The organism is Tardiphaga sp. 215_C5_N2_1 (assembly GCF_052076055.1).
Lineage (GTDB): Bacteria > Pseudomonadota > Alphaproteobacteria > Rhizobiales > Xanthobacteraceae > Tardiphaga > Tardiphaga robiniae.
Genome location: NZ_CP197240.1, coordinates 4,207,090 through 4,220,785, shown reverse-complemented (window position 1 = coordinate 4,220,785; position 13,696 = coordinate 4,207,090). Strand labels below are relative to the sequence as shown.

At 59.7% G+C, this 13,696-nt stretch carries 14 protein-coding genes; all 14 read left to right on the top strand.

Translation table 11 applies throughout. The features are described 5' to 3' along the window. Positions 1 to 207: 207 nt before the first annotated feature. Positions 208 to 1,506: a flagellin N-terminal helical domain-containing protein gene (locus AB7828_RS20040; RefSeq protein WP_184512385.1), complete on the top strand. Its 1,299-nt coding sequence runs from the start codon at positions 208 to 210 to the stop codon at positions 1,504 to 1,506. A 129-nt stretch (positions 1,507 to 1,635) separates the two neighbouring features. Beyond that, positions 1,636 to 3,279 (top strand): flagellar basal-body MS-ring/collar protein FliF, encoded by a 1,644-nt coding sequence (gene fliF, locus AB7828_RS20035; RefSeq protein WP_093757669.1) that lies wholly within the window; start codon positions 1,636 to 1,638, stop codon positions 3,277 to 3,279. Continuing rightward, complete coding sequence (locus AB7828_RS20030) at positions 3,276 to 3,971, top strand: hypothetical protein (RefSeq protein ID WP_441230996.1); 696 nt, start codon at positions 3,276 to 3,278, stop codon at positions 3,969 to 3,971. Before fliF ends, AB7828_RS20030 begins: the two co-directional genes overlap by 4 nt. Before the next feature lies 1 nt (position 3,972). Then, entirely contained in the window at positions 3,973 to 5,310 is a 1,338-nt protein-coding gene (locus AB7828_RS20025) for a MotB family protein (protein ID WP_441230995.1), read from the top strand. Then, on the top strand, positions 5,307 to 6,494 hold the full coding sequence (locus tag AB7828_RS20020) for a chemotaxis protein (protein ID WP_231081262.1): 1,188 nt from the start codon (positions 5,307 to 5,309) through the stop codon (positions 6,492 to 6,494). The genes AB7828_RS20025 and AB7828_RS20020 overlap by 4 nt, the downstream gene beginning before the upstream one ends. After that, positions 6,491 to 7,720 (top strand): flagellar hook-length control protein FliK, encoded by a 1,230-nt coding sequence (locus AB7828_RS20015; RefSeq protein WP_441230994.1) that lies wholly within the window; start codon positions 6,491 to 6,493, stop codon positions 7,718 to 7,720. Before AB7828_RS20020 ends, AB7828_RS20015 begins: the two co-directional genes overlap by 4 nt. A 43-nt stretch (positions 7,721 to 7,763) precedes the next feature. Next, positions 7,764 to 8,249, top strand: coding sequence for a transglycosylase SLT domain-containing protein (locus AB7828_RS20010; protein ID WP_231078761.1), 486 nt, complete (start codon positions 7,764 to 7,766; stop codon positions 8,247 to 8,249). A 74-nt stretch (positions 8,250 to 8,323) separates the two neighbouring features. Then, positions 8,324 to 9,574: a flagellar hook protein FlgE gene (locus AB7828_RS20005; protein ID WP_068729872.1), complete on the top strand. Its 1,251-nt coding sequence runs from the start codon at positions 8,324 to 8,326 to the stop codon at positions 9,572 to 9,574. Positions 9,575 to 9,606: 32 nt separating this feature from the next. Beyond that, complete coding sequence (flgK, locus tag AB7828_RS20000) at positions 9,607 to 11,076, top strand: flagellar hook-associated protein FlgK (protein WP_439060105.1); 1,470 nt, start codon at positions 9,607 to 9,609, stop codon at positions 11,074 to 11,076. A 5-nt stretch (positions 11,077 to 11,081) separates the two neighbouring features. Then, positions 11,082 to 12,125: a flagellar hook-associated family protein gene (locus tag AB7828_RS19995; protein WP_089263446.1), complete on the top strand. Its 1,044-nt coding sequence runs from the start codon at positions 11,082 to 11,084 to the stop codon at positions 12,123 to 12,125. Positions 12,126 to 12,165: 40 nt separating this feature from the next. Beyond that, the gene (gene flaF, locus AB7828_RS19990) at positions 12,166 to 12,513 is read left to right on the top strand and encodes a flagellar biosynthesis regulator FlaF (RefSeq protein ID WP_068729866.1); all 348 of its coding nucleotides are present in this window, start codon (positions 12,166 to 12,168) and stop codon (positions 12,511 to 12,513) included. Positions 12,514 to 12,521: 8 nt separating this feature from the next. Beyond that, on the top strand, positions 12,522 to 12,929 hold the full coding sequence (gene flbT, locus AB7828_RS19985) for a flagellar biosynthesis repressor FlbT (RefSeq protein ID WP_315844274.1): 408 nt from the start codon (positions 12,522 to 12,524) through the stop codon (positions 12,927 to 12,929). A gap of 15 nt (positions 12,930 to 12,944) precedes the next feature. Further along, positions 12,945 to 13,352 (top strand): flagellar hook assembly protein FlgD, encoded by a 408-nt coding sequence (flgD, locus tag AB7828_RS19980; protein WP_441230993.1) that lies wholly within the window; start codon positions 12,945 to 12,947, stop codon positions 13,350 to 13,352. A gap of 3 nt (positions 13,353 to 13,355) precedes the next feature. Then, entirely contained in the window at positions 13,356 to 13,622 is a 267-nt protein-coding gene (fliQ, locus tag AB7828_RS19975; protein WP_089263448.1) for a flagellar biosynthesis protein FliQ, read from the top strand. The last annotated feature ends 74 nt before the right edge of the window (positions 13,623 to 13,696 follow it).

Here is a 13,696-nt window from a genome sequence, read left to right as displayed (position 1 = left end):
ACAAGGTAAGTGACGAATCAAATGATCGCTGTTAACTATACGAGCCGCCGCTCCCTTCAGCTTTGGGTAAGGTTTGGCGGCTAGCTTGCAATTCACGACAGGTTGGGTCGATCAGATATCGACATTCCAAAGGCATGATGCCGCCCTCTCGTACCGGTGAAAGTCCGGTATGTCCCCAGCAAATCAATCAAATTAAAGGGACATACGATGTCTAGCTTGATGACCAACTCCCAGGCCATGACCGCGCTGCAGACTCTGCGCTCGGTCGATGCCAACCTCTCCACCACGATGAACCGCATCTCGACCGGCTATCGCGTGGCGACCGCGTCGGACAACGCCGCTTACTGGTCGATCGCTACCACGATGCGTTCGGACGTTCAGGCTCTGGGCGCCGTGCAGGACGCTCTCGGTCTCGGCGCTGCGACCATCGACACGATGTATACCGGCCTCGAAGGCACGGTTGACGTCGTCTCGTCGATCAAGGAAAAACTGGTTGCTGCCCGTACCCCGGGTGTTGACCGCGCCAAGATCCAGAGTGAAATCACCGAACTCCAGAAGCAGCTGAAGAACACCGCCGACTCGGCCGTGTTCAACGGTGAAAACTGGATCTCGGTCGACTCACAGGACCCCACCTACAACTCGACCAAGTCGGTCGTGTCGTCCTTCTCCCGCGCCGGCGGTGTCGTTTCGGTGGACACGCTCACCATCGACCTCGACGCCATCAAGCTCTACGATACAACGCTGGACGCCGCCTACATCACGGCTCACGCTGCCGCCACGACGTCGACCCTCGTTTTCGATCCGGCCACCGTCGGTGCGGCTGGCCCGCCCGCGACGACCACGGGCACGATCGCTTTCGCCGTCACGCCTCTTGGTGGAGCTGTCACGACGACCACGATCAACGTGTCGCAGACTTCCACGGTTCAGGACATCGCCAAGGCACTTAACGGTTTGGGCATCCAGGGCCTCACTGTTGGTGTCAATGCCGATGGCAAGACGCTTGAGATCAAGAACGCCAGTACGACCTCGATCGCCACCACAAGCACCAATGGTGGCGCGACCGGCGGTACCGTTGCGTTACAGCCAGCGGCTACCGCCAATGTGGCGACCCAAAAAGGCGTTCTCGACCAGACCTACGACGTCTACAAGAATGGTGGCTGGACTACCTTCAGCGTCGCTAATCTGGACATCTCGAAGTTCACCGATAGCGCCTCCGATCTGACTGCGCTCGAGACTTACATCTCTGGTACAGACAAAGCGCTGAGCAAGATCACCGATGCCGCCACCAATCTCGGCGCCATCAAGAACCGCATTGGTCTGCAGCAGGACTTCGTGAAGACTCTGACCGACTCGCTCGATCGCGGTATCGGCCAGCTCGTCGACGCAGACATGAACGCCGAATCGACCCGCCTCCAGGCCTTGCAGACGCAGCAGCAGCTGGGCATCCAGGCGCTGTCGATCGCCAATGCCGGCAGCCAGAGCATCCTGTCGCTGTTCCGCGGCTAATCGCTCTCGCATCGTGAATGGGAATGGCCGCGACCGTCATAGGTCGCGGCCATTTCGCTTTCCAGCTCTCCGTAACCCTCGGACAAGCTTCGCAATCGATGATCGATTCGGAAGTGGGCAGGGGTATTTATGGTCAATCGCGAGCACGCGCAGAAGCTCTGGAACAATCTGCTTGAGCTGGGTACGAAGCGTCTCATTTTGCTCGCGGTGGTTGGCCTCGCTGTGTTCGGCGGTGTTGGCGGCGGCGCGTACTACATAAGCCGGCCGGAATACAATGTTCTCTATTCGGGTCTTAGCCGCGAGGACGTGACGCGTGTCAGCTCGGTGCTGCGCGACGCGAATATCGCTTTCGATCTGAATACGGCGGGCGATACGGTCTATGTCCGTCCCGGCCAGACGGCGCAGGCGCGTACGTTGCTGGCCGACAAGGGCCTGCCCAGCACCACCGGCGGCGGTTATGAGCTGTTCGACAAGATTGGCTCGCTAGGCCTGACGTCGTTCATGCAGGAAATCACGCGCGTGCGTGCGCTTGAGGGCGAGATTGCACGGACGATCCAGGTTCTCAAAGGGGTCAAGGCGGCGCGCGTCCATATCGTGATGCCTGCGCGTGGCTCGTTCCGGCGTGAGCAGTCGCCGCCGTCGGCTTCGGTCGTATTGCGGACCGATGGCCCGGCGGATGCACGCACGGCACGTTCGGTGCGTCATCTCGTAGCTGCGGCCGTGCCGGGAATGACCGCGGACAAGGTCACCGTGCTCGATAGTGACGGTTCGCTGCTTTCGGATGATGATGGCAGCGGCAGCGTCGGGGCAACGCCAACCACGATGGCGAATTTGCAGAAGGTCGTCAGCCGCTCGATCCAGGAGAATGTGAGCCGGGCACTGACACCCTATCTGGGGCTCGATAACTTCGAGGTCAGCGTTGCGACCCAGCTGTCGACCGATAAGAAACAGACCAACGAGACGGTCTACGATCCAGATTCGCGGGTGCAGCGTTCTGTGCGCGCTGTACGAGAGAAGGAAACATCGCAGAGCCTCGATCGACAGCAGCCGACAACCGTTCAGCAGAACCTGCCAGATCAGCAGGTCAATGCGACCGGTGCCAAGAATCAGAATGATGAGAAGCAGCGCCGCGAAGACATCACCAATTACGAAGTGTCGTCGAAGACGGTGACGACCACGAGCGATGGTTTCGTGGTGAACAAGATGTTTCTCGCCGTTCTGGTCAACCGGCCGCGTCTGATTGCGAGCCTTGGCGATAAGGTGAGCGATGCCGCGATCGAAGCCAAGGTCGCGGAGATCTCGCAGATTGCGGCGACCGCAGCTGGCATCGATCGCCCGCGCGGCGACCAGATTCAGGTTTCGGCGGTCGAATTCATGGAAGGTGCGCGCGATCTCGCGCCGGTGCCGTCGATCACCTTCACAGAGGTGATGATGCGACAGGCGGGCAGTCTCGTGAGTGCCATCACCATTCTAGCCGTGGCCGGCATGCTGATCTGGTTCGGTCTGCGCCCGGCGATCAATACGATCCTGGCCAGCGCGAAGACGGACGAGACAACGCAGTTCCAGGCGGAGACGAATGCACTCCTCAGTGGCGGCAGCACGATGGCGACCGCGGCTCTGTCAGGAGGCGAGGCTCCGCCCAATCTTATCCAGGATGTCTCGAGCAGTATGCAGAATACGCCGCAGAAACGGTTGGAACAGATCATCCAGCTTGATGAGAAGCAGGCGGCAGCGATTCTGAAACAATGGATCAGACAAGAGGAAGCGGTATGAGCGCAGAGCAAGTCGCACGTCTGATCGCCGATTTCGATCGACCGGAGCCGCCAAAAACACGCAGCCGCGTTGTTCCGTTCGACCATCTGCATCACTCCAGCGTGCAGCCGCAACATCAGCCGCTTCTGCAGAAGGCAAAGCAGCAACCGTCGTTTCAACCGCAGCCGCAGATGCAGCCAAAGCCGCCTCTCGTGCAGGAGGATGATGGCTATGAGCGCGGTCGCGCCGAAGGCTATGCGAGTGCACTCGCCGAGTTCGAACGGCGCATTGAGCAGGAGAAGCAGGCACTTGCGGCACAGGCCGCCGAAGAACGGCAGCAACTGCTCAACGAAACGGCGGCCAAGCTCGCCGGCGATATCGCGGAAATGGGTGACCAATTGCAGGGAAGAATCGCCGGCGTAGCGGCTCGACTTCTCGAGCCACTCATCAGTAACGCCGTGCAGAAACAGGCCGTCACTGCGTTCATCGAGCATCTGTCGTCAATCACGACCGATAGCCGCCGCCCGGTCCTGCGCATCACAGGCCCATCGGAGCTGCTCGAACTGATCCGCAGCAAGCTCGGCGTCCGCGCAATCGCATCGGAATTGCGTGCCGGCCCCGAGGCGGAAGCGTCGATTGTCGTTGATCAGATCGTGCTTGAGACTCAGCTCAAGGTTTGGACCGAACGACTGAAGATGGCGGTCCAGAGCTGAGATGGCCGATCCGCTTCCGCCAGAAATAGTGATCATCCGCCGCCGCAGTTCGCTCGAGAGCGGCGAGACGAAGAACAGTGTCTGGAAAATCGCTTACGCCGACTTCATGACGGCGATGATGGCATTCTTCCTGGTGATGTGGCTGATCAATGCCACCAATCAGGAAACGCGCGAAAGCGTGGCCACCTATTTCAATCCGATCAAGCTGACGGACTCGACGCCGGATCGTAAAGGCATCAACGATGCCCGGCGGGTTGACCCCGGCAAGGCCGTGGAAGGCGAGAGCAAGTGGCCGCATCCGGAGCCAGGTCAGCCGACGGATTCGCTCGCGCGTCCGCAGCCTCCGCAGCCACGCTATGGCGAGGCGACGTTGTTTCGCGATCCTTATGCTGTGCTCTCGGAGATTGCCGGCGGTCCTCCGCGTCCGGGGCAGACCAGCGCGGCGCTCGATCCAAATCGCAAAGAAGGTCTGAAGGGCGGAGAGGCCTATCGAGATCCGTTCGATCCGATCAACTGGCCGATGGCGTCGATCTCGTCGCTCGAGAAGAAGCTGTCGGGACGCAAGGACGCGGGCAGCCTACCATTCGGCGAAGATGTTGCTGCCGCGGCGAGCGAGGGTCAGGAGCCGCGCCCGCTCGATGCCAAGCCTGATGCCACCGGCACCCCGGGGCAAGAGATGTCCGGATCGAATTCAACTCCCGCAAAATCCGACAAGCAGGAGGCACCGAAGCCCGCCGGGTTGTTTGCCGACGATGGCGACAAGTCCAATCCGGCAGCGGGTCGTCCGCAACCGGCGCAGGCAGACAAGACTGCAGCGCCGGCTGACAAATCCCCGGCGCAGCCTGACAAGGCGCCCGCCCAGCAAGAAAAAGCCCAACCGATGGACGCCGCCAAGCTCCAGGCCGCAATTTCGGCGGCGCTGGCCGCCATTGGACCGGCGCGTCCGGTGGCCGAAGTGAGGGAAACCCCCGAAGGACTTCTGATCAATCTGACGGACGACGTGAACTACGGAATGTTTGCCAACGGCTCGGCCGAGCCCACGCCCGGTCTCGTTCGTGCGCTCGACAAGATCACGCCGATGATTGCGCAGAACCGCGGCCAGGTCATCGTGCGTGGTCACACCGATAGCCGTGTCTATCGCACGTCGGAATATGACAATTGGCGGCTTTCGACCGCGCGTGCGCATATGGCGTATCACATGCTGGTGCGCGGCGGCCTCGACGCCGGGCGGGTCGAGCGCATCGAGGGCTATGCGGACCGCCGGCCGAAAATTCAGAACGACCCGCTTGCCGCGCAGAACCGGCGGATCGAGCTTCTGATCCGTGCTCCCGTGCTATGACCAGCGCCAGGATCATTGCAGCAACGCTTCTAGCCTGTCTTGGCAGTGCACATGCGCAGCCGGCCGACGACCAAATGCGCGAGCCGTATCAGATGGTTCGTTCATTGCAGATGCTGCAAGATCAGATCGCGCGCGGCGATCTCGACGCTCACAATTCCCAACCCGCCCTGCTGAAGCGCTTGGGTGAGAACTTCCTGAAAGCCGATGCCACCGTCTGGAAGGAGCCGCGCAATTCGCGTGCAGCTGTCACCTTCCTCTTGAGTGGCGGGTCGCCGCAAGTGGTTGCGAGCCTCCGCTCCCGCAACGTGCTGAATATTGACGAGGCTATTGTCGATGGCGCCATCGCTTATGTCGAAGGGCGCACGGACGAAGCGAAGTCGAAGCTCGCCAATATCAAGCCACGCAGCCTGCCTGCGGCACTCGGTGCCGAGATCGCGCTGGTGCAATCGGCACTGGTTGCACAGGACGACCTGAAGGTCGCGATCGCATTGCTTGACGAGGTGCGGCTGATGATGCCGGGCACGCTGGTCGAGGAAGCGGCACTGCGTCGGGAGATTTTCATCGTCGGACAGGACGACGACTTCGACAAGTTCGAAGCCCTCGCGGTGCGCTACTTTCGCCGATATAGGCATTCTATCTATGCAGGCAATTTCCGCCAGCGCTTTGCGCTCTCTGTGGCACGCTTCAGCTTCGTACAGCGCCCCGATCGTTTCCCGCGTCTTGTCGCTGTGCTCGATCATCTTGATCGGGCGAGCCAGCGGGCACTCTATCTTCTTATTGCAAGAACGGCATTGGTTCGCGGCAAGACTGAAATGACAGTGCTCGCCGCCGACCGTGTATTCGCATTGTCCGATGACGACAGCGCCGAGCGCGTACGCGCGCGCCTGTACCGGGCCGCGGCACGCGTTGCCACATCTGCACACAGTACGGCAATCGCCGAGCTTGAGCAGATCGACAAGGCAAAACTATCCGAACGTGATGTCGAACTGCAAAGCGCGGCGCTTGCCATTGGACTGAATGTTCGAAAGGCGCTGCCGGAGGCAAAAGCCAAGAGCGACGGAAGCAGCGAAGCGAAGACGGCCATGCGGCCGCGCATTGATTTCAGCCGCTCTCTCGCTGCCGTCGATCGGGCACAAAAGTTGCTCGATGCGTCGCAGGAACAATTAAAGGAGAAGGTCCGATGAACAATGCTGATCTCCTGATGGCAGCGCTTCGCCAGACAGCGGCCGGAAAGGCTGGGACGAAAGGCGGATTGAACGGCGGTGCCCATGCCAAGGACGGCAAGGAGAAGGCCGATCACTTTCGCGAGCAGCTCCGTCTGGTCTCAAAGGAGACCAAAACAGTCACGCCGCATGTTGCCAAGACAGCCGATAACGCGAAAATCGTCGACGCAAAGCCGATACTCGACGCGGCATCCGTTCTTGCGGAATTGACCGGTGAAGTCGCGCAAAAGCCAAACGTCAGCGACGATCAAGCTGATGATGACGATTCAAAGGCCACGAAGGGCGACGAGAGCGCGACAAAATCTGCACCCTGGCGCGGACCGGATCCCGCGCTTAGCGCGGTAATGGCCAAACTCGATCACGCACACTCACCTTTGCCAAGTGATGACAAGGCGGCGTCTCGCATTTCGGTATCGGACGTGAAGGCAGATGATGCTCCGCGCGATCCCACGAAGCTCATTCACGCCGCAACAGCCGACGTGCCTGACGCCGATGCGGCCACCACGCAACGATTTACGTTGGCGGTCGAGACGACGGATACCAAGCCGCTTCCGGTTGCGAAGGCGGTCGTCCGTGAGCAAGAGACGCATTTCGAACCCGTGCAACAGGTGACGACGCTGCAGAAGATCGTCGATCGGATGGCTACTGATCTGGTGACCGTCGCATCATCTGAAGGGGCTCGCGTGGCTGACGCGCCGGGGCTCGAAACGAACAAAGCTGCGGATAGCCGGCCGGTGCGCATGATGACGCTCGAACTCGATCCGCCCAATCTCGGCTCTGTCACGGTGAAGATGCGGCTTGCCGGCGATTCCGTGGAGATTCATCTCACTGCGGATCGCTACGAAACCACGCAGATGCTGCGGCAGGAGCGCGGTGCGCTCACCGACGCCATGCAGTCGGCTGGCTACACGTTCGACATCGCGGCGATCGATCATACCCGCACCCCCGACGCAAATCTGAACAACGGTCAGCAGCAACAGCAACAACAAGCGCCGTCCGATCAACGTTCTTCGCTGCCGTCGTCAGGCGGATCGCAGGCGGACGGTGGTTCTTCGGGCCGGTCGTCCGGCGATGCGCAGAGCGGCGCACGGCATAACAGGCAGGATCATGAGCAATCGCCAAGGTCGTCGGAGCGGCAGCAGGATCAGAATAGTAATCGGGTTCGCAGCAGCACTGTTTATATCTAGCGCTGTAACGGACGCTCGAGCCGAGGGGCCGTGCGAACGGGAGATGGCGCGCGCGGCACGCCGCCACAATGTGCCACTCGGCGTTCTCTTTGCGGTCGGTCTCAGTGAGACCGGGCGCAAGGGTGTGCTGAATCCCTATGCGCTCAATGTCGATGGCCGGACGGTGCTCGCCACCGATCTGCGCAATGCCGTTGCGCGTTTCGCCGAGGAGAAGAGCAGGGGCGCCAAGCTGGTCGATCTCGGCTGCATGCAGATCAATCATCGCTATCACGGGGAAAAATTTCCAAGTGTAGAGGCGATGTTCGATCCCGCGCGCAATGTCGACTACGCCGCACGATTTCTGAAAGACCTGCGTGAGCGCGAGGGAAACTGGACGATGGCTGTCGCGCGCTACAATGCTGGGCCGACCAATATTGTCGGCCAAAAACGCTACATCTGCAGTGTTATCGGCAGCCTTGTCGCGAGCGGATTTGGGTCGTGGACGAGCAAGGCCCGAGATTTTTGCGCCGAGCGCACTGCGTCACGATGACCCTGTGGATAACCGCCAGCCTCGCGCAAGCAACTTCAACTCTAATACTTCACACGTGAAACGGAGGATAATCGATGAGTCTGTATGGGGTGATGCGCACAGGCGGCTCCGGCATGAACGCGCAGTCGAACAAACTGGCGACGGTCGCTGACAATATCGCGAACGTGAATACCACGGGCTACAAGCGCGCCTCGACGGAATTCTCCTCTCTGATCCTTCGCAGCGGAACCGGAAACTACAATTCCGGTAGTGTCGAGACGCAGGTTCGTTACGCGATCTCTGATCCCGGTACGATGAATTACACGACGTCCGCGACCGATTTGGCGATCCAGGGCAACGGATTCTTTGTTGTCAGCGACGCAGGAGGCACGCCTTACCTCACGCGCGCTGGCTCTTTCGTTCCGGATGGCCAGGGGAATCTCTACAATACCGGTGGCTACTATCTGATGGGCTACAACATCAAGAATGGCGCCCAGCCGAACGTCGTTGCCAACGGCCTCGGCAATCTCGAGGTCGTAAACATCGCGCAGCAGTCCTTGCTGGGAAATCCGACGACCCAGGCAGGCATCAGTAGCGCCAACCTGGATTCCAATGCTGCGATCAGCGCCGGACCGCCGAACTTTACGTCGAAAACGTCGGTCATCACCTACGATAATATTGGAAATGCGGTGAAACTTGACATGTACATGTTCAAGACAGCCGCCAATACATGGGATGTGCAGATCTACAACAGCGCAGGCGCGGCAGCAGGCGGCGGCTTCCCCTATGCAGCCGGGTCGCAGCTGGGCACCACCCAGACATTTACCTTCGACGTCAGCGCCACCGGCAAGGGCCGCCTCGCTGCCGCGAGCCCGACCTCGATGGCCTTCACAATCCCGGGCGGCTCGCCCGTCACTTTCGATATGTCGAGTATGACGCAGGTCGCAGACGAGTTCCAGTTCAAGGCCACGACCAACGGCAATGCGCCGAGCGCGCTCGACCGTGTGGAGGTGAGCTCAGACGGCACCATGTATTCGATCTTCGACGACGGCACGCGAATCGCGAGCTACAAGATCCCGCTGGCGACGGTACCGAGTCCCGACAATCTCTCGCCCGAAGTCGGGAATGTCTATTCGATCAGCACCAACTCCGGCAACATCCAGGTCGATTTCGCGGGCAATAGCGGTCTCGGTACCATCAAGCCGGAAGCGCTCGAAGCATCCAACGTCGATCTGGCCAACGAGCTCACGGCGATGATCGAGTCGCAGCGTGGCTACACCGCGAATTCCAAGGTGTTCCAGACCGGCGCGGACCTGCTCGACGTACTCGTCAACCTGAAGCGCTGACGCACAGCGCGGATCACTGACGGGAGTCTCCAATGTCACTTACGGTCGCACTCAATTCGGCCCGCTCGTCGCTTATGGCGTCGGGCGTCCAGTCTTCCGTCATCTCGCGCAACGTCGCCGGCCTGCATCAGGACGGTTACTCCCGCAAGAATGCTCTGATCGTTTCCCAGCCGGGCAGCGGTGTCTATGTCAGTGGTATTCAGCGGGCCGCCAGCGCCGGTCTGTTCAACAATGTCGTCAAGGCGGTATCGAACACCGCACAGCAGGATGCCCTTTATAACGGTCTGCAGAAGGTTGCGGCTGTCACCATCGACGACCCCGAGCTCGATCAGTCTGCCGCGGCGCAACTGGCCAAGCTGAAAAGCGCCCTGCAGCAATATGCATCGGCGCCGGATAACGTAACGTTCGCGAATTCCGCCGTCACGGCGGCCAAAAATGTTGCCGCATCGCTGAACGATTCGACCAACACCGTGCAGACTGTTCGCGCGGATGCCGACGCCGAAATGGCGACGTCGGTCGGGAATATCAATCAGCTTCTGGCGCAATTCGAGACGGTCAATACGGCGATCATCAAGGGAACGATCTCCGGCTCCGACGTCACCGACTACCTTGATACGCGCGATAGTATCCTGTCGAAGCTGTCCCAGGAGGTTGGGATCACGTTTGCCACCCGCGCAAACAATGACATGGTTGTCTATACGGATTCCGGGGTCACGTTGTTCGAGCGTACCGCTCGCTCCGTAACCTTCGCTCCGACAAATTCCTACACGGCAGCCACAACGGGTAACGCTGTGGTCGTCGATGGCGTTCCCGTTACCGGCGCTAACGCGATCATGCCGATCGGCTCCGGCAAGCTCGCTGGTCTCGCGACGCTTCGCGACGACAAGATGGTGACCTATCAGAATCAGCTCGACGAAGTTGCGCGCGCCGTGATCGAGATTTTTGCCGAAAAGGATCAGAGTGCCGCCGCTGGACCAGACCAAACCGGCCTCTTCACCTATGCCGGTGGACCCGGAATGCCGACCACGGGCGTGATCAATGTCGGGCTCGCCGGGACGATCAAGGTTACCAATCTGGTCGATCAGGCGCTGGGTGGCAATCCGAGCCTGATTCGTGACGGAGGCATCAATGGTGCCAACTACGTCTACAACACGGGCGGAGAGGCAGGCTTCTTCGCGCGTATCCAGAGCGTCGTCGACGGTATAGCGGCATCCCGAACTTTCGATCCGGCCGCGCTCGGCAAGCCAAGCGGCAGCCTCATCGACTTCGCCGGCTCATCGGTGAGTTGGCTGGAATCGCAGCGCAAGAGCGTGGGCGACGACGCCACTTATAGCCAGACGCTACTGGAGCGCAGTGCCGATGCGTTGTCGAACGTCAATGGCGTTAATATGGATGACGAGATGACCTTCATGTTGCAGGTCGAACGCACCTTCTCGGCATCGTCGAAGCTGATTTCAACCATTGACGACATGCTGAAAGAACTTCTGATGGCGGTGGGGTAATCGATATGGCTACAAATTTCATTTCATCGAACTCGATCTCGACCACCCTGCGCATCTCCGCGTCGAAAAGCCAGGTGGCGATCTCAAAGGCCACCAAGGAGGCGACGACAGGAAGGCTCGCTGACGTCGGGGGGAGTCTTGGTGCACTCACGGGTCGCGACGTGACCCTGCGTGCGGAGCTTCTCGATATGGAGAAAATCGTCGATACCAATGCACTCGTGAGTGCCCGCCTGGACGTCACGCAGGAGCGTGTTTCGCAATTGATCGAGACGGCACAGTCCTTCCAGAAGGATTTGCTGGCGGCGCGCAATTCGGCAAATGGCGGCGTCATCATCGCCCAGCCGGCAGCGTCGAACCTCCAGTCGCTTCTCACGACGCTCAATGTTTCGATGGACGGACAGTATCTGTTCGCCGGCATCAACACGGCGCAACAGCCGATGACGCCTTATCAGACCGGTTCGGCTAGCAAGACGGCAATCGATGCGGCTTTTACTGCCGCTTTTGGTTTTCCGCCCGGTGACGTGGCTGCCGTAAATATCACCCCCGCCGCCATGAATAACTTCCTCGACAATGCGTTTGCGACCGAATTCGACGATCCGGCCTGGGGAACGAACTGGTCGTCGGCATCCGATCAGGTCATGCGCAGTCGCATCTCTACGACACAAACCGTCGATTCCTCCGCCAGCGCCAATGACAAGGCATTCCGGAACCTGGCGATGGCCTACACGATGCTCAGCGGGCTTGGTCTGGAAACTCTGAATCAGAGCGCGTTCCAGGCCGTTACAGACAAGGCGCTGCTGCTGGTCGGCGGTTCGGTGTCCGACCTCGCGAGTGTCGGTGCACGCCTCGGCACCGCGCAGGAACAGACGACAAATGCAACCAGTCGTCTCAAGGTGCAGACCGACATCGTCAACAAGCAGATCAACGCGATGGAAGTGGTCGATCCGGAAGAGGCATCCGTCCGGGTCAACTCTCTGAAAAATCAGTTGGAGATGTCGCATGCGCTGACCGCGCAAATTCAGAACCTCAGCATCCTCAATTATCTCTGATAGGTGGGCTGATCTATGAAGCAACAGGTTATCGATTGAAATGACATTGGCAGGTTACGACGCGGAAATCGAGGATAGCGGCCGCGAGGCGCGATCCAGGGAACAACAAGCGCTCAATCACGGAATTAAACTACTTCAGAAAATCCAGAGCGGAGCGCTTGCTTCATCCGAAGAAACAGATGCCTTACTCTATATTCGTAATCTCTGGACCTTCTTCATACAAGATCTGTCGAATCCACGAAACGGCCTGCCGGAGCAGTTGCGAGCGCAGCTGATTTCGATTGGTCTCTGGGTCATCAAGGAAGCCGAGCGCCTTCGGGAAGGGCAGTTGTCGGACGTGAGCGATCTCGTTGCGATCAATATCGTCATCCGGGATTCGCTGGCATGAAGAAGCCAATGTGCATATCGCTGCGATCGGGCGAGAAAATCTATATTAACGGCGCAGTTTTGCGGGTCGACCGCAAGGTGACGTTGGAACTGATCAACGACGTGACTTTCCTGCTGGAAAGTCAGGTCATGCAGGTCGCCGATGCGACAACGCCGCTTCGGCAGCTCTATTTCGTTGTGCAACTGATGTTGATGAGCCCGGGCGATATCGAACAGGCGCGTGCGGTCTTTGGGCATCAGCGCTGCGCGATCTACGCGGCGGCGGACAACAAGGAGTTGTTGCAGGGCCTCGATGCGATCGAGGAGCTCGTCGAGGCTAAACGTTATTACGAGGCGTTGCGGAAGATCCGGGCTCTGTTCGAAGTCGAACAGGCGATCCTGAGCGGCGCCGACATGCTGCTGCCGGTCGTGGCCTAACCCAGGGAGAGCGAGATGATCGTCAACGGCGTAGATACTGCGAAATCCACCACAAGCACGACGTCATCGACGTCGTCGACCAACATGATCGACTACAACGGCTTCCTGCAGCTTCTGATCGCGCAGATGCGCAACCAGGATCCCACCAATCCGACCGATTCAACCGAATATATGAGCCAGCTTGCACAGCTGTCGTCCGTCGAGCAGGCGGTTCAGACCAATGCAAAGCTCGATACGCTGCTATCGACCAGCGCAATCACCCAGGCAGAAGGACTGATCGGCCGCACCGCTTCATTTACGGATGAAAGCGGAACGAGCACGACCGGCAAGATCAAGGAAGTCTATATCATTCAGGGCGGTGCGGTCGCGACGCTCGAGAACGGGGTCAAGGTTTCTCTTGGACCCGGCATCACGATCAGCTGAGCCATGAACGAGCGCGACGCCCTCGATATCGCCCAACAGGCGATCTGGACCATCATCGTTGCCGCCGGCCCGGCGGTCGGTTCCGCGATGTTCGTCGGCATCGTCATTGCCCTCCTGCAGGCGCTGACCCAGGTACAGGAAATGACGCTGACCTTCATCCCCAAGATCGTGGTGATGTTAATCGTGGTCGCCGTCACCGGCTCCTTCATGGGAGCCCACATCTTTGCCTTCACCGAAGTGCTCTACGGCCGGATCGAGCGCGGCTTCTAGCCGCCACAGTCTTCACCATCTTCACGCAAGGTCGGCGCTGCACAGTGCGGCCATGATATTCGCGCGAGACTTGC